The organism is Clostridium pascui (assembly GCF_016908015.1).
GTDB lineage: Bacteria > Bacillota > Clostridia > Clostridiales > Clostridiaceae > Clostridium_AK > Clostridium_AK pascui.
On record NZ_JAFBDB010000002.1, the window covers coordinates 529,706 to 547,057 of the forward strand.

The following is a 17,352-nucleotide window of genomic DNA, read 5'->3' on the forward strand; positions in this document are numbered from 1 at the left end:
ATTTTAGTAAACTTTAAAATTACTTAAGGAGGAATAAGAATGAAAGTACCAGTTAAATGGCTTAAAGATTATGTTAATATAGATATTTCACCAGATGAGCTTGGAGATGCATTAACTCTTTCAGGTTCCAAAGTAGAAGAAGTTATAACTTCAGGAGATGAAATACAAAATGTAGTAACAGGAAAAATACTCGAGATAAAGCCTCATCCTGATGCAGAAAAGTTAGTAGTATGTCAGGTAAATGTAGGAGCAGAGGAGCCAGTACAAATAGTTACAGGGGCAAATAATATGAAGGAACAGGATATAGTTCCTGTTGCATTACATGGTTCAATGCTTCCTAATGGATTAAAAATAAAAAAAGGAAAGCTTAGAGGAATAGTTTCTAATGGAATGATGTGCTCGGAAGAAGAATTAGGTATAGCTTCAGAAGAACATGTACATGGGCTTATGATATTACCAGAGAATACTCCTATTGGAAAAGACATTAAAGAAGTTTTAGGATTAAATAATGCAGTAATTGATTTTGAAATAACTTCAAATAGACCAGATTGTTTAAGTGTTGTTGGAATTGCAAGAGAAACAGCTGCTACTTTGAATACAACATATACTATGCCAGAAACAACATATAGTGTAAAATGCAATGAAAATATACAAGATTCATTAAAGGTAGAAGTAAAAGATAAATTATGTAGAAGATACATGGCACGAGGAGTTAAAAATATTAAGATAGCAGAATCTCCTTCTTGGATGCAAGAAAGACTTATAGATGCAGGGGTAAGACCTATAAATAATATAGTTGATATAACAAATTTCGTAATGCTTGAACTTGGTCAGCCAATGCATGCTTTTGACTGTAGGCAAATAACTTCAGGTAAAATAGTAGTTGAAAGAGCTGAAGATGAAGATAAGTTTGTGACTCTTGACGAAACTGAGAGAACATTAAATGAAGATGTACTTTGTATAAAAGATGGAGAAACAACTATAGGACTTGCAGGAATAATGGGCGGACTTAATTCAGAAGTTAAGGAAGATACTACTGCAATAATATTTGAAAGTGCCAATTTTGATGGTACAAATATAAGAGTGTCTTCTCAAAAGCTAGGTCTTAGAACTGAAGCTTCAGCAAAATTTGAAAAGGATTTAGATCCTAACTTAGTGGAAACTGCCATGAACAGAGCTTGTCATCTAGTAGAACAGTTAAATGCAGGAGAAGTTATTGAAGGAACTATAGATATATATGAAGAAAAACTAGATCCACATGAATTGGAAATAAGTTCAAAGTGGATAAATGAGTTTTTGGGAACAAGTTTATCAAAAGAAGAAATGAAAAGTTGCTTAGATAGATTGGATTTATTTACTGAAGTAAGTGAAGATACACTTCATGTAAATGTTCCAACTTTTAGATGTGATGTAAATATAAAAGAAGATGTAGCAGAAGAAATAGCAAGAATTTATGGATATAACAATATTCCTACAACGCTTATAAGAAGTGTAAGTGAAAGAGGAGGTAAAAGTAAGAAGCAGCATTTAGAAGATGAAGTAATAGCAGCCTTAATGGGAAGCGGATTAAATCAATCTATAAGTTACTCATTTGTAAGTCCTAAAGTATTTGACAAGGTAAAAATATCTGAAGACAGTGAACTTAGAAATGCTATAAAGATAAGAAATCCATTAGGTGAAGATTATAGCATAATGAGAACTACCACAATTCCTTCTATGATGGAAGCTTTAGCTAGAAATTATTCAAGAAATAATGAAGAAGCAAGACTTTTTGAAATAGGCAAAGTATATATGTCTAAAGAAAATGAAAATGAAGTGCCAGAAGAAAGAAATGTGTTAACTATTGGATTATATGGAGATGTCGATTACTTAAATTTAAAAGGTGTAATTGAAAACATAGCAGAGCATTTAGGAGTAGAAAGATTTAACTTTACACGCGAAAGTGAAAATCCTACATTCCATCCTGGAAAAACAGCTTGTGTAAGTATAAGAAAAGAGCTCTTAGGAATTTTAGGGGAGGTTCACCCTGATGTAGCTGAAAATTATGGTATAGAAGAAAGATGCTACATAGCAGAATTGAACATGGATGTATTATTTGCTAATGCAAATTTAAATAAGGTATATAAGGTGCTGCCTAAATTCCCAGCAGTTACTAGAGATATGGCGCTTTTAGTAGATGATGCTATATTAGTTCAGGAAATAGAAGATATCATCTTAAAGCAAGGTGGAAAGATGGTAGAAAAAGTTAAACTATTTGATGTTTATAAGGGTAAACAAATACCTGAAGGCAAAAAGAGTGTAGCTTACTCAATTCTTTATAGATTAGAAAATAAAACTTTAACTGATGAAGAAGTAAATAAGGTTCATGATAAAATAGTAAGAACTCTTGAAAATAGACTAGGAGCACAACTTAGATAAATCCGACAAATTGATATTTTAACCATAGTTGATTTGTGTTAAAATAGATATAATAATATATGATTTATCTGAGAGGTGTTTACATGAACATAGTAACTGTTAGGATAAATGGAGTAGAGTACAACTTAAAGGGTGATGAAAGAGAAGAGTATTTACATAAAGTTGCTGGGTATGTGGATAAAAAAGTTAGGGAACTTATAGAAAGTAACCCTAAATTGAGTACATCTTCTGCATCTATACTTACTGCTATAAACACAGTAGATGAGTATTTAAAAAAGCAGGAAGAAGTTCATGAAGCTTTTGAAATAGTTAAGAAAAAAGAAGAACAAGAAAAAAACTATAAACAAGAAATTGATATACTCAAACAAAAAATCTTACAGCTAGAGGCTTATGTAGAAGAACTCACAGTTGTCTTAGAAGAACCTAAGTATAAAGAACAGTTAGAAGTTAAGGAAAAGGAATTAGAAGTAACAGTAAAAGAAATTGAAAATATTACAAAAGAAAGAGAAGTACTTCAAGAAACCTGCAAAAAATACATGGAGGAAAATAATATACTTAAAGCTGAATGTAAAGAATATAAATTTCAAGTGCAGTCTCATAAGTATAAAACCATTGACCTTCAAAACAGACTAATTGAAGCTCAGGTTGAACTTGCTAAGGCCAAAAGACAAAGTTACCCGTTTGTGAGTAAGGAAGTAACAATAAAAAAATAAGTACCTTAAAGGTACTTATTTTTTTATATCTAAATTTATCACATATTAGCTATTCAAAAATAATATATTTTATTAGAGTATATTATTTTTGAAAGTTGAGGATGAGTATGAGCATGAGCATTTATATAGATAATGCAGCGACCTCTTTTCCCAAACCAGAAGAGGTTTATAATGAAACATTAAACTGCATGAAAAACTATGCAGCAAATCCAGGCCGAAGTACACATACTATGGCATTAGAATCTTCAACCAAAGTATCTGAAACAAGAGAGGTACTAAGTGATTTCTTTAATATAACAAGTTCCTTTAATATGATATTTACAAGTAATGCAACTGAAGGATTAAATATAGGAATAAAAGGGGTGTTAAAGCCAGGAGACCATGTTATAAGTACTGTAATAGAGCATAATTCAGTATTAAGACCATTAAATAGTTTAAGTAAAAAGGGAGTCAAAGTAACATTACTCGCAGTAGACAATTATGGAAAGTTAAATATAAATAGCTTAAAAAAAGAAATACAGAAAAATACAAAGCTTATAGTTGTAAATCATGCTTCAAATGTATTGGGAACCCTGCAATATATAAATACTATTGGAAAGATTGCAAGAGATGCAGGCATATTATTTATGGTAGATGCATCTCAAAGTGCTGGAACTATTAATATTGATGTAGAAAAGTATAATATAGACTTGTTGGCTTTCCCAGGTCATAAGGGGCTAATGGGGCCTCAAGGTACTGGTGGATTATTTATAAGAGATGGCATATCTATAGCTAATTTTAAGGAAGGCGGCACAGGAAGTAACTCTATGTCTATGACACAGCCAGATTTTTTACCGGACAAATTTGAAAGTGGAACTCTTAATGTTCCTGGAATTGCAGGATTATGTGAAGGGGTTAAGTTTATCCAGAAAATCGGAAGGAGAAATATTCAAAAACATGAAGAGGGACTCATACAATATCTTTTACAGGAATTTAAAAAGATGCCCTATGTAAAAATATATGGATCAGGTTGCACAGAAAAGAGATCTGCAGTTATTTCTATAAATATAGATAACATGGACAGTTCAGAAGTAGGGTATTTATTAAATAAAAAAGGTATTGCAGTACGAACAGGATACCATTGCGCAGCACTTATACATCCTATAATAGGTACATCCAAAACTGGCACTGTGAGGCTCAGTCCAGGTTATTTTAATACCTATGAGGAAATGGAACAAGTGGTGAAGGTTATACAAGGAATATATAAAGGCAATGTTTAGAAATAAGACGACATTTTTAATGCTCTGGGTCGTATAGAATTCTCATCTAGGAAGGTGTTCATTTCGCCGAGAACGGCTAATATTTATAAATTTAAAATATCTAAGCCTTCTAAACTCGCTGTCGCTCAAACAATAGGCGGCTCTTGACGGTATTTTAAATTTATAAATAAAGCCGTTCTAAGGCTCATTCAATGTCTTCTATGATGAAAATTCTATGCACCAGAGCGTTAAAAAGTTCTTCATGTGAACTGCTGAAGGAAGAAATTCAGTGGGCTGAATTTCTGAAATATTTTAAGACCTAGCACATAAAGATCTTTTAGGGCCGTGGCCAGAGGAGTTATAAGAATCTATACGAACTAGATGAGAAAATTTAATTTACAAATTAAAGATATGGTAATATAATAAAAGTTTCTTGATAAAAAATAGAATTATTAGTATTTTAGGACCTATCGGTCTTCGGGCTTACCAGCCCTTTGATAAGTGTCAATTTATTGAGAGGAACTTTCGCTAAAGCGAAATTCCTTCCTTCAGTCAGTGAGCCTGAGTGATATTTTTAATGTTGAACAGAAGTTTGGAATTTGCATTGTAGAAAGCATTGAACAAGCAATTAAAAGCTCTTTATTTCTGATTTTAAGGCGCCTATAGAGACTTCTACTGTTTGAGCTACAGGCGAGTTTAGAAGGCTTAGGCGCCTTAAAAGGAAGAAATATTAGAGCTTTTTTGCGTAGCGAACGCTTTCCTAAATGCAAATTCCATATGACCCGTTCAACATTAAAAACGTCGTAATTTCCTTTTATAGTACATTCGTAAAAAATTATCATATACTGCTATTAAGAAATAATTACTAATAACAGGTTATTATTTACTTTAATGGTGGGAGTTGAATCTTATATGAATTCTTTTAATGATAGAAATTTTATTATAATTATTGCATCCAGCAATAGAGGTGCATTTTTATATAAGAAATTAATAGAGCTTGGAGTTAATGTAGAAATTATGGCTACTCCTTGCAAGCTTTCTAAGGGATGTACTAGATCGATAAAATGCAGCAGAGAGCAATTTGATATAATAAAGGATCAAGCACAAAAGTACAATATTACAATAAATGGTATATATGAAAGGATTATTGAAAATAAAAAGTATAAGTATGTTAAAGTAGAATAATATTTTATAGAAATTCAGCTTAGTCTGAATTTCTTTTTCATATTAATCTTTTTATATGCATAATAATAATCTAAAGAACAACTAATTTATAAATCATATAAGTATAAATTACGAGGGGGATATTTTGATGAAAGTTTTGTTCTGCATGAGAAGTGATTATTACAGAAATTTTGGAGAAGACTCTATGCAGGCTTTAAAAATAAAAAAGTATTTAAACAAAATTGGTGTAGAGGTAGATGTAAATTATGGTCAAATAGACGATTATTCAAGTTATGATATAGTTCATTTATTTAATCTGAAAATTACAGGGGAAATATATAAGTATTATAAAACTGCAAAATACTATAAAAAGAATATAGTTATTTCACCATTATATTGGGATCAAAATAAATATTATAACTACATTAATGATTTAGAAGGAATTAAGTTGTGGGATAAAAGTAAGGTATATAGGCAGAAAATATTAAAAGGATGTACTATGGTTTTTCCAAATAGTTTAATGGAAGAAGAATTTATAAGAAAAGAATTTGGGAAACTTATACAATGCAGTGTGATTCATATAGGAGTAGACATACCCAATGATGAAATTCCTCTTTATAACTTTAAGGATAGATACAATTTAGATAATTATGTTATATCCGTAGGAAGAATAAATAAAAAAAATAATCAAATAACCCTTGCAGAAGCATGTGATAGGATAGGTATGCAGCTTGTACTTATAGGTAGTGCAAGAGATAAGGAATATTTAAATAAAATTATGCAATTTAAAAATGTGCTGTATCTAGGAAATGCAGATGATTATGATAGGTATAATGCTTATAAGTTTGCAAAGTTATACGCAAATTTATCTTTTGCAGAAATCGTTCCTGTATATTGCCTTGAAGCAGCAGTAAGTGGATGTAATATCCTTTCTACAGAAGAAGGAAGTTCTATAGAATATTTTAAGGATATGGGAAACTATTGTAATCCTTATTGCTCTGATAGTATATTGAAAGAATTGGAAATTGGACTGAAAAAGAAAAAGAATAGAAATATAAAATCCTATGTAATACAAAACTACAGCTGGGAAAAGTCTGCTAAAAATTTATATGAAAACTATTTAAAAATAAAAAAAACCAAGGAATATACAGCAAATCCTTAGTAGATTTTTGACGTATAGTTGCAGAAGTTTATTTATACCAAACTCCTGCAACATTTGTTTTAGCAATTAAATGTTAAAATTGTTGCAAAAAGCTTTACGGTTTTAGATTTATAATTTTATTAAGTTATAATTATCCAATAACCTCTTCTGGACAATTTTCGCAAGGACATGGGCAGTCTATTACATAATGAGCGGAAACTGCAGCTGCAAATTCTCTTGCACTGCCATTAGGTCTGCACTCATCAGCAATTAAGAAGGTAAATGTTCTGGTTACAGTTGTGCAAAATACACCTGGGTCTGCAGTTACTACTTCTTCTATAACTTGAGTAGCTATTGCTCTGCATATATCAAAGTTACCATCGCCATCTGTATCAAATTTTTCACAAAGAATAGCTCCTACAGATAGTGTGCTGCCTACGCATACATTTGCTACAGTAGTAGTTACATTTATTAGTATACCAGAATTTAATACAATAGGTTGTGTAATATTTATTTCTGCACACAATTGACAATTTTCAACAGGAACCTGTTCACTACAAACTAATGCCATTATAAATTCACTCCTAAATATTTAAATTTTATAGTATTTAAACTATAAGTACAGCATTTTTTAAAATTAACTAGTATAACGTTAATTTTGATATGTCTCTAATGTTTTTAGTTACTAAAAAAGATTAAGTTAAAATATTTGATATTATGCAAATGTTATTAATTATAATAATATCTATTAGTACAATTTGAGGGATAACAGCAACACCTATACAAAAGTAAAATAAATATTAAAATAACTAGCACCTTGTAATTAAACTTACATGGTTTATTTGGCTTTGGACAAGGAGGCATTTTTATGTGAAGTTCAACATTTTTACAACTTTCACAGGGGTTAACTATTATAGGTTCTGAGCATACAAAGCAAGAGTTTCCATGTAATTTTGTATTCAATATATACACCCCTAAGGATTATTTAATGCTTTCTAATATAATAATATGAAATGCATTTGATTTTGCCACTAGATATGTTAACAATATATTCAATATACATTAAATAATAAGTGTCATAAAAGTATATGCATTAATATAATACAGTAGAGACAAAAATTAATAATAGAAATAAATGGGAGTGATAATATGCCACTTAATTATAGTATAGCCTTAGCGCCAGGTTCACCTGAATGTGAATTTAATGCTGCTGAAAATAGATTTGAACAGACTTGGACTTATATAGTAACACTAACTGCTCCACAAGATCCTGAAATAAGTCACTGGGAGTTAGAGCTCTGTCCAGGTCATAATGTATTAAGAGTTTCTAAGAATGGCACAGAAGTTCCAATAGAGCAAGCTGCAAATTTAGATATAGAAGTTGCAGCACCAAATGTAAATGATTGCTTATTAGGTTTAGCTGCAAGAAGAATAAAATGGAATGATTTAAGTAATGCCGAAGTAGCTCCAGCTGCATTAGGGGAATTTAATTTTGTTTTAGAAGGCTGTTATCAAACAGGATTAGTAGACGCTGCAATAAAAGCTGGAACTGAACCTTGTGATATACGCCAAGTACCTGGACCAATATGTGTACTTCAGCCACCAAATAGAGGAATTAAACTTTCACAATTTGAAGAGTAATTAATAAATTATAAATTAGATTAAATTTTAGGCTGATGATAAGTATATTTTGTCATCAGCCTTTATGGTTTCCTAAAAAGGATTGTAGGTAAATCGCATATAATTTTATTATCATATAATGAAAACTTATCAACATTGTTATAAAGTTATCACAAGTTAGAACTAGATTCATATATTATAGTGAGAGTAACAATACAAGTTACTCTTAAATTCAGAAAGCGGAGATGTTAAATTATGGCTTTTAATTATAATGAAGCCCCAGTAATAACCCAAATTAATGATGGTAGTGAAGTAGTTGCTACAGTTACAACAACATTTGATGTAACTTTTAAAGTAAATGTTTTAGTTGATGCACTTGTTACAAGAGAAGGAGGAGCAAAAGAACATTATTTTGCTTCTAGACAATATAACGCTGGCGCATGGACAGGTTCTGACATTTTTAATATTGCTATAGATCCAACTGTAGGAGCTGCAGATACTGTAGAAGTAAAAGCATATGCATCCTATCTTTATGTAGAAACACCATAATGTTAATATAAAACAGTTTTGGAGTACTATTGTACTCCAAAACCCTAAATAAAGAAGGTGTATGTGTTGTCATCAATAGATATTCCAGCATCTAAAAGTTTAACACTATTAAGTAATTACACTAAAACAAATATAAGAAGTAACGTTATAACTATAGGTAAGAGAAAAAAATATGATTATATAAGTTATTTATATTTTGAATTGCCGCTTATTCCAGCAAATATGGAAGTTTATTCAGCTGAAATAGTATTATTTAAGACAGGCAATTCATTAAATGAAGCTGATAATTATTACTGGATCTACCCCCTTTTAGAAGACTTCAGCACCTATACAAATTATTACAATAGACCTAATTATGAATCTTCATTAGGAATGGTATTTTCAACATCTAAAGATAAGATATATTCACAAATCAATATAACTCCTATTATTTTACAATGGATAAATAATAATTTATCTAATAAGGGGTTAACTTTGTTTGGAAGAAGTGAAACAGCAGGAGTAATAACCTATGGTTCAGCGCTAAATAAAGATAAATATCTTGTTCCATTTTTAAGGATGTATTTAAAAAGGTATCCAGATAATTGTTGTATAAAGACAGTTCCTATTTCTTGTAAGTATTCTATATTACCTCCTATAGGTAAAGAAAAATTATAATTAGCTATTAATATAATTATTAATAGCTAATTTATTTTATTGAAAAACTATATTAATTATTATCTATAAGTTATTATTTACATGGGGAATAATAACTTATAGAAAAATACCCTTAACTACTATAGTTAATTATTGTATAATAAACCTTAGGATTTCAAATGGGAGAGATGAAAATGAGTAAAATAGAATTATTAGCTCCAGCAGGAGACATGGATAGTTTAGTAGCTGCAGTACAGGCGGGGGCTGATGCTATATATTTAGGAGGAAGTAAGTTTTCAGCTAGAGCTTATGCCTCTAATTTTGATGAAGAAAATATGAAAAAGGTAGTAAAGTACTGCCACTTATATGGAGTTAGAGTATTTGTTACAGTAAATACTCTGCTTAAAGAAGATGAAGTTTTAGAAGCACTTGAATATGTAAAGTTTTTATATAATATTGGAGTAGATGCACTTATAATTCAAGATTTAGGACTTGTAAGCTTAATAAATAAATATATCCCTAAAATGGAACTACATGCATCCACTCAAATGACAGTACATAATTTAGAGGGAGCAGAATTTCTTAAAAAACATAATTTTAAGAGGATAGTGCTTTCCAGGGAGCTTTCTTTAAAGGAAATAACACATATTTCAAATGAATTAGGTGCTGATATTGAAATATTTGTTCATGGAGCATTGTGCATATGTTATTCTGGTCAATGCCTTATGAGCAGCCTTATAGGAGGCAGGAGCGGAAATAGAGGAAGGTGTGCTCAACCTTGCAGGCTTCCATACAAATTAGAAGAAGAAGGAACTGAAAAAACTAAGCAAGGATATCTGTTAAGTCCTAAGGATATATGTACTTTAAATGATATTAAGGATATAGTAAATAGTGGAGTAACTTCGCTTAAAATAGAAGGAAGAATGAAAAGACCTGAATACGTAGCAGGAGTAGTAAGTATTTATAGAAGAGCGATAGACAGTATATATAATAATAAAGAATTTGAATTCGAACAGGAATATAATAAACTTCTTCAATTATTTAATAGAGAAGGTTTTTCTAAAGCTTATCTTTATGGAAATGTAGGAAGAGACATGATGTCTTATTCATTTCCTAAAAACACTGGAGTTTTCTTAGGAAATACAAGTAATAATAAATCTATAAAACTTGAACAAAATATAGCTGTAAAAGATGGTGTAAGAATTGGAGACAAAGGATTTATTATAAATAAGATTATAGTAAAGGGTAAAGAAGTAGAAAGGGCTTATAAAGGAGATATCGTAACGCTTTTACCTCAAAACTATAATTCAGGAGACAAAATATATAAAACCTTAGATAACGAACTTATGGCAAGTTATGAAGAATATTATACAAATCATTATAAAAGAAAAATATCTGTGGATATCAGCATAGACTTCAAGTGTGAAAATCCTATAACGCTATATGCTAATATAAATAATAAACAAATCATAATAAAGGGTGAGGAAGTTCAAAAGGCTATAAAAAGACCATTATCTGAAGAAAAAATCATAGAAAGCTTAAGTAAAACAGGAGATACTCCTTTTGAATTTAAAAATATCAAATTTAATATTTTTGAAGAAGGATTTTTGCCTGTATCCTCTATTAATGAGGTGAGAAGAAAGCTTACAGAAGCAATACATAATGAAATCATAAATTCCTATAATGAAAATAAAAAGCTTAATGAAAGAAGTTTTAAAGAGCTAAGTTATGATTATGTAAAAGCTGAAGTACCAGAGAAGATGTTTTATGTAACAACTGTAGAGCAGTTAAAGGCTTTAAAAGAGCTTGGGGAAATAGATATAATATTTAATCCTTTCATAAGAAACAGCAAACTTAATATGGAGAGGCTTTTAGAAGAAGAGGTAAATATTTATTTAAAGGCTCCAAACATAATTAAGGAAGAATTTAATTATGTAGAAAAATATATTAATGATAACCTGAAAAATATAAAGGGAATTGTAACTGCAAACCTTGGAGTAATAAATAAGTTTAATAGTGCTGTCCCTATAATTGGAGATTATAAGTTAAATATATTTAATAGTTACTCACTAGAGTTCTTTAATAAGACTATAAACGGAAGCTTGATTAGTGTAGAACTTAATAAAAAGGAAATATATTCTTTAAGTAAAAGAATAAGCTCAGGACTTCCAATGCTTGTATATGGAAGAATAGAAGTTATGGTAAGCGAATATTGTCCTATAGGAAGTACTTATGGTGGAAAGTGTGATTCTAAGCAGTGCGACAATTACTGTGAAAGAGGCAATTTTAAATTAATAGATAGACTGAAAAATAAATTCCCAGTTTATACGGATAAATTTTGCAGAAGCTATATATTAAATTCTGTCCCATTAAATTTAATACCTAATATTAAAGAATTAGAGAAGTTAAATATAAATAGTATGAGAATAGATTTTACAGATGAAAGTTACGATGAAACTGTAAAAATAGTTAAGGCGCTTCAAGATAGGCAGTGGAATGAAGGATTTGAAAATTACACAAGGGGACATTTTAAAAGAGGCGTAGAGTAAATAATAAGGTGGTTTTAAGAAATGAACGAAAGAGCACTTAGAGTATTAGAATTTAATAAAATAAGAGAAATGATTAAGAATTATGCAGTAACTGGAGCAGGTAAAGATTTAATCGAAAGTTTAGAGCCTTATAAAAGTTTATATGAAGTTCAAGAGCATCTTGAGGAAACTCATGAAGCATTAATGCTTTTAACTAAAAAGGGTGCTCCTCCCTTTGAAGGAGTACATGATGTACGAGAAGGAATAAACAGAGCTGAAAAGGGTTCTGTACTTTTGCCGGGACAGCTTTTAAGGATTGCAGCACTACTTAGAAGCGCAAGAAGATTTAAGGATTATGTATCTCATAAAGAAGAGGAAGAAGCATATAAGGTTATTGAAAACATATGTGAGGGAATTGTACCCCTTAAGAGTCTTGAGGATGAAATATTTAATGCTATCATAGGAGAAGAAGAGATATCAGATAAGGCAAGTTCAACTCTTTATAATATAAGAAGAGCTTTAAAAGATAAAAATGCTTCTATAAGAGATAAAGTAAATTCACTTATGAGAGCACATTCAGACCATCTTCAAGAGAGCTTATATACCATTAGAGGAGATAGATATGTGCTTCCTGTAAAAGCAGAGCACAAGGGAGCTGTACCAGGTCTTGTTCATGATCAAAGTTCATCTGGAGCAACACTCTTTATAGAACCTATGAGTTTAGTTAATTTAAATAATGAAATAAAAGAACTGATGCTAAAGGAAAAGGCTGAAATAGAAAGAATACTTCAAGAGCTTTCAGGAAAAGTATATGATAATATTTTTGCTGTTAAAAATAATGCAGAGATAGTTTGGGAACTAGATTTTATATTTGCAAAAGCTAAGTTTGGAAGTAACATGAATGCAACGCGTCCTCATGTAAATGATGATGGAGTAATAGATATAATAGAATCAAGACATCCTTTAATAGATCCTAAAGTAGTGGTATATAATGATATATATTTAGGAAAGGACTTCACATCACTTATAGTTACAGGACCTAACACAGGAGGGAAAACTGTTACTTTAAAAACTGTAGGACTTCTTCATATAATGGCACTAAGTGGTCTTATGATACCTGCAAAGGAAAATTCTACAGTAAGCTTCTTTAAGGAAATATTTGCAGATATAGGTGATGAGCAGAGCATTGAACAAAGCTTATCTACGTTTTCGTCTCATATGACAAATATAGTAAAGATTATGGATGAGGCAGATCAAAACTCCTTAGCATTATTTGATGAATTGGGGGCTGGTACAGACCCTACAGAGGGAGCTGCTCTTGCTGTAGCTATACTTGAAAATTTAAGGAAGAGAAAAACCAAAGTAGTAGCAACTACTCATTATAGCGAAATTAAGGGATATGCACTTAAAACTTCAGGAGTAGAAAATGCTTCTGTGGAGTTTAATGTGGAAACTTTAAGACCAACCTATAGACTTTTAATAGGTGTTCCAGGAAAATCGAATGCATTTGAAATATCTAGAAGACTGGGACTTCCAAATTATATAATAGATGATGCTAAAGAAAGTATTTCTAGTGATAGTTTAAGATTTGAAGATTTGATTCAAAGCCTCCAGGAAAAAAGTATAAAAGCTGCGGAAGATGCACGTAAGGCTGAAATATTAAAAATTCAAGCTGAAAATTTAAAAGAGAAGTACGAAGAAAAGCTAAATACCGTAGATAGAACTAGAGAAAAGGCCTTAAGAGAAGCTCAAAGAGAAGGGAAAAATATATTAAGAGAAGCTAAAGAAGAAGCAGATACTATACTTAAAAATATAAGAGAATTAGAGAGAATGGGTTATTCCTCTGATGCAAGACAAAAGCTTGAAAGTGAAAGAGCAAAGCTTAAAAATAAAATGGATCAGTTAGATAGCATGGAAGAGGATATTAAAAAGGATGAAGGGCAAGAATTAAAAACTGTAAATGTTGGAGAAGAAGTTTTCCTACCTTCATTAAATCAAAAAGTTATTATACTTACAAAGCCTGATAATAGAGGAGAAGTTCAAGTTCAAGCCGGTATAATGAAAATAAGCGTAAAGGTAAAGGATTTAAGGGCAGCTAATGGAATAAGCAAAGAAGAAAAGAAAATTAAAAAGAGAGAAGCTAAATTGAACTTAAGAAGTGTAGAATCATCCATAGATTTGAGAGGATTAGACGCAGAAGAAGCGGTTTATAATACTGATAAATATTTGGATGAAGCATATATGGCAGGTCTTGGATCAGTAACAATCATACATGGAAAAGGTACTGGGATTCTCAGAAAAGCCATACATGATATGTTAAAGCGTCATCCTCATGTAAAAACTTATAGAATAGGAGCATATGGAGAAGGCGGAGAAGGGGCAACAATTGCAGAATTAAAATAGTGCCACCCACATGGCAAGTGGCAAGTTAAAAGGTAAGCATATCTGATATGCTTACCTTTTCAATTCCCCCTAAATGTAATACATTAAGCACTTCTATAACCATACAATTACTGGCAGCATTTATTAATATAAGAAATAATCTTTAGATTTAGGTTTTATTATACAGCTGAAGTGGGAAAGATATAAGCAATTAAAAAATCAATTATAAAGCAGAGGGGATAGAAATTAAGAAGATTAAATTAATAATTATTACATTTACAGTAATTTTTTTAATTACAATATTATCTATATACATATATAGATCTAAAAATATCGTTGAATCTGCAGCAAAAGGAGCCTCAAATGTAGATCTTGCTTTTGCTGTGTTAGGAGATATCCATGAAAACACTGGTAGCCTTAAAAAGGCTATCAAGGACTTATATAAGATAAACTCTAATATGGATGCATTAGTATTAAATGGTGATATTGTAGATCAAGGTTCAGAGAAGCAGTATAAATCAATAAAAAATGTATTAAATAAAAATAAGAAATTATTGCCTGCAATAATTATCAAAAATATTGGTAATCATGAGTTTTTTGAATATGATATTAACATTAATTCACCAGAGCAAGTTCGAGGATTTATAAATAAATATCTTGAATTTGCTGGGGAGAGTAATGTATATCATGATACATGGGTAAGAGGTTACCATTTTATATCATTAGGCTCTGAAGATGGTAATTCTGAAACATTAAATTCAATAACAGCGTTTATATCAGATAAGCAGTTAAAATGGTTTGAAGAAAAGCTTGGCGCAAATTATCAAAAGGGAAGGCCAATATTTGTGTTTCTTCATCAGCCATTAGATTATGGTAATGGAGGCTGGATTGGTGTTAAGCAAAGTGAACAAATTAAAGAAATATTATCACAATATCCAGAAGTAATATTATTTTCATCTCATAGTCATAGTGATTTAAATGAAAATAGTGTAATTTTAAATAAACCATTTACTATAGTTAATACGGGAGCGGTTCATTATACTATTATTCATGATGTAAACAGTAAAAGTGGAAGGAGAAGGGAACGATATATTAAAGGTGTGTATGTTGAAATAAAGGGTAATAATGTTACTATTAAGGGGAGAGACATTAAAGAGAAGAAGTGGATATTTACTAAGGAAATCACCTCCAATATTCAATGATAAATCATAAAGATGAATAAAATATGACTGTGGAATGGATAAATTTAAACAAGGTGCTGTCCTGAATGATTTAGAAAATCACTATAGGACAGCACCTCTATTATTTATAGATTTACAACTTTTATATAATTAACTTCAGGATCTTCAGTACCCTGAACGTACAATCCGGTATCTTTAAGTCTTTGAACATATTCTATTATTTCTTTAGTTATAACTTCTCCAGGGCATAATATAGGAATTCCTGGTGGATAAGCCATTAGAAATTCTCCGCTAACTTCTCCTATACTTTGCTTTAATGGAAGAGAAACTTTGTCACTATTAAATGCTTCTCTTGGATTTAACTCTTGTCTTGGAATAGCTGGAATATCTATGAAGTCAGATTTTGCTTCTCCTTTTCCATAGTAGTCCCCACTTATTTCTCTTAAAGCATTTAAAAGTGCATTTATACTTTCTTTAGTATCTCCAAAGGAACCTACAGCAAGTACATTATATAAGTCTGATAGTTCCATTTGAATATGATATTTATTTGAAAGTATCATATCTAAATCATATCCTGTTATGCCGAGTTCTCTACAAGTAATAGTTATCTTTGTAGGATCTAATGCAAACGCACCAGGCTTATCTAAAATTTCACGTCCAAAGCAGTGAAATCCTGGAATTTTATTTATTTCTTCACGGGCATAATTTGCAAGTTCAATGGTATTATCTAATAATTCACGTCCATGCAGAGCAATTTGTCTTCTAGCACAATCAAGTGAAGCCATTAATATATAAGAAGGTGATGTGGTTTGAAGTAAATTTAATTGTTGTTTAACTCTGTGAGTATCTACTCTTTTAGAACATACTTGGAGTAGTGAGCATTGAGTTAGAGCACCAATTATTTTATGTGTACTTTGAGCACATATATCAGCTCCAGCTTCAATTGCAGACATAGGTAATTTTTCATTAAATCCAAGATGAGGGCCATGAGCTTCATCTACTATTAATGGAATGTCGTAGCTATGAACTATATCAGCTATTTTTTTGATATCTGTAGCCACCCCATAATAAGTTGGATTTATAATAAGTACTGCTTTAGCATCTGGATGTGCTTTTAATGTTTCTTCTACTGTTTCAGGAGTAACACCATGAGCTATTCCAACTGTTTTATCTAGTTCAGGCTGCATATAAACTGGTTTTGCTCCGCTTAAAATTATACCTGCAGTTATAGATTTATGAACATTTCTAGGAATTATTATTTTGTCCCCAGATTTTACTACAGACATAATCATAGCTTGAATAGCACCAGAAGTTCCATGAATAGAAAAAAACGTTGCATCAGCACCATAAGCATCTGCAGCTAGTTCCTGTGCTTTTTTTATAGGGCCTGTAGGATGATGCAGACTATCTACTAATTTAAAAACAGTTACATCTATTTTAAATGGATTTATCCCTATAAAATTTTTAAATTCCTCATCCATACCTATGCCCTTTTTATGGCCAGGAACGTGAAAAGGAATTGTCTCTCTATTAACATACTCCATTAATGCGTCGAATAAAGGAGTTTCATTTTGATCTAATTTATACACCTTGATAAGCACCTTCTTTCACAAAATTACACCCGTGAAACTATGTCAATTCAATGGTTTCCGTGGATTTTTTATAAAACAATATCATTATAAGGTAAATGATAGGTAAATGCAATATAAATTGAAAAATATTTTACTGTGTCAATTTGGAATTTATATGGTAAAATATATATACAATTACTTGAGGTATAAA

13 protein-coding genes are annotated in these 17,352 nt (G+C 30.7%); 11 read left to right on the top strand and 2 right to left on the bottom strand.

Features of this window, described 5'->3' with window-relative positions:
- Positions 1–39: 39 nt before the first annotated feature.
- From pheT to JOC70_RS07650, 5 genes are all read left to right on the top strand, one after another.
- Complete coding sequence (pheT, locus tag JOC70_RS07630; protein ID WP_204598285.1) at positions 40–2,418, top strand: phenylalanine--tRNA ligase subunit beta; 2,379 nt, start codon at positions 40–42, stop codon at positions 2,416–2,418.
- A gap of 83 nt (positions 2,419–2,501) precedes the next feature.
- Positions 2,502–3,131: a cell division protein ZapA gene (locus JOC70_RS07635; RefSeq protein ID WP_204598286.1), complete on the top strand. Its 630-nt coding sequence runs from the start codon at positions 2,502–2,504 to the stop codon at positions 3,129–3,131.
- A 113-nt stretch (positions 3,132–3,244) separates the two neighbouring features.
- A complete protein-coding gene (locus JOC70_RS07640; RefSeq protein WP_204598287.1) occupies positions 3,245–4,390 on the top strand; it encodes an aminotransferase class V-fold PLP-dependent enzyme in 1,146 nt (381 codons plus the stop codon).
- A gap of 891 nt (positions 4,391–5,281) precedes the next feature.
- Entirely contained in the window at positions 5,282–5,554 is a 273-nt protein-coding gene (locus JOC70_RS07645) for a putative Se/S carrier protein (protein WP_204598288.1), read from the top strand.
- 127 nt (positions 5,555–5,681) lie between these two features.
- Entirely contained in the window at positions 5,682–6,695 is a 1,014-nt protein-coding gene (locus JOC70_RS07650; protein ID WP_204598289.1) for a glycosyltransferase, read from the top strand.
- Between the two features lie 130 nt (positions 6,696–6,825).
- On the opposite strand, the gene JOC70_RS07655 is transcribed toward JOC70_RS07650, so the two are convergent.
- Entirely contained in the window at positions 6,826–7,245 is a 420-nt protein-coding gene (locus tag JOC70_RS07655; RefSeq protein ID WP_204598290.1) for a hypothetical protein, read from the bottom strand.
- 578 nt (positions 7,246–7,823) lie between these two features.
- On the opposite strand from JOC70_RS07655, the gene JOC70_RS07660 reads away from it, so the two are divergent.
- From JOC70_RS07660 to JOC70_RS07685, 6 genes are all read left to right on the top strand, one after another.
- On the top strand, positions 7,824–8,315 hold the full coding sequence (locus tag JOC70_RS07660; protein WP_204598291.1) for a hypothetical protein: 492 nt from the start codon (positions 7,824–7,826) through the stop codon (positions 8,313–8,315).
- A 234-nt stretch (positions 8,316–8,549) separates the two neighbouring features.
- Positions 8,550–8,843 carry a hypothetical protein gene (locus tag JOC70_RS07665; RefSeq protein ID WP_204598292.1) on the top strand — a complete coding sequence of 98 codons (294 nt, stop codon included), beginning with the start codon at positions 8,550–8,552 and terminating at the stop codon, positions 8,841–8,843.
- Positions 8,844–8,909: 66 nt separating this feature from the next.
- Positions 8,910–9,500 carry a DNRLRE domain-containing protein gene (locus JOC70_RS07670; RefSeq protein ID WP_204598293.1) on the top strand — a complete coding sequence of 197 codons (591 nt, stop codon included), beginning with the start codon at positions 8,910–8,912 and terminating at the stop codon, positions 9,498–9,500.
- Between the two features lie 173 nt (positions 9,501–9,673).
- Positions 9,674–12,028 carry a U32 family peptidase gene (locus JOC70_RS07675; RefSeq protein WP_204598294.1) on the top strand — a complete coding sequence of 785 codons (2,355 nt, stop codon included), beginning with the start codon at positions 9,674–9,676 and terminating at the stop codon, positions 12,026–12,028.
- A gap of 21 nt (positions 12,029–12,049) precedes the next feature.
- Entirely contained in the window at positions 12,050–14,410 is a 2,361-nt protein-coding gene (locus JOC70_RS07680) for an endonuclease MutS2 (RefSeq protein ID WP_204598295.1), read from the top strand.
- A 362-nt stretch (positions 14,411–14,772) separates the two neighbouring features.
- A complete protein-coding gene (locus tag JOC70_RS07685; RefSeq protein WP_341534868.1) occupies positions 14,773–15,591 on the top strand; it encodes a metallophosphoesterase family protein in 819 nt (272 codons plus the stop codon).
- A 104-nt stretch (positions 15,592–15,695) separates the two neighbouring features.
- Here the strand turns inward: JOC70_RS07685 and JOC70_RS07690 are convergent, their stop codons facing one another.
- On the bottom strand, positions 15,696–17,159 hold the full coding sequence (locus JOC70_RS07690) for an aminotransferase class I/II-fold pyridoxal phosphate-dependent enzyme (RefSeq protein ID WP_204598296.1): 1,464 nt from the start codon (positions 17,157–17,159) through the stop codon (positions 15,696–15,698).
- Positions 17,160–17,352: the final 193 nt, after the last annotated feature.

Coding starts and splice junctions, on each gene's coding strand:
- pheT (WP_204598285.1), top strand. CDS start 40: ATGAAAGTACCAGTTAAATGGCTTAAAGATTATGTTAATATAGATATT.
- JOC70_RS07635 (WP_204598286.1), top strand. CDS start 2,502: ATGAACATAGTAACTGTTAGGATAAATGGAGTAGAGTACAACTTAAAG.
- JOC70_RS07640 (WP_204598287.1), top strand. CDS start 3,245: ATGAGCATTTATATAGATAATGCAGCGACCTCTTTTCCCAAACCAGAA.
- JOC70_RS07645 (WP_204598288.1), top strand. CDS start 5,282: ATGAATTCTTTTAATGATAGAAATTTTATTATAATTATTGCATCCAGC.
- JOC70_RS07650 (WP_204598289.1), top strand. CDS start 5,682: ATGAAAGTTTTGTTCTGCATGAGAAGTGATTATTACAGAAATTTTGGA.
- JOC70_RS07655 (WP_204598290.1), bottom strand. CDS start 7,245: ATGGCATTAGTTTGTAGTGAACAGGTTCCTGTTGAAAATTGTCAATTG.
- JOC70_RS07660 (WP_204598291.1), top strand. CDS start 7,824: ATGCCACTTAATTATAGTATAGCCTTAGCGCCAGGTTCACCTGAATGT.
- JOC70_RS07665 (WP_204598292.1), top strand. CDS start 8,550: ATGGCTTTTAATTATAATGAAGCCCCAGTAATAACCCAAATTAATGAT.
- JOC70_RS07675 (WP_204598294.1), top strand. CDS start 9,674: ATGAGTAAAATAGAATTATTAGCTCCAGCAGGAGACATGGATAGTTTA.
- JOC70_RS07680 (WP_204598295.1), top strand. CDS start 12,050: ATGAACGAAAGAGCACTTAGAGTATTAGAATTTAATAAAATAAGAGAA.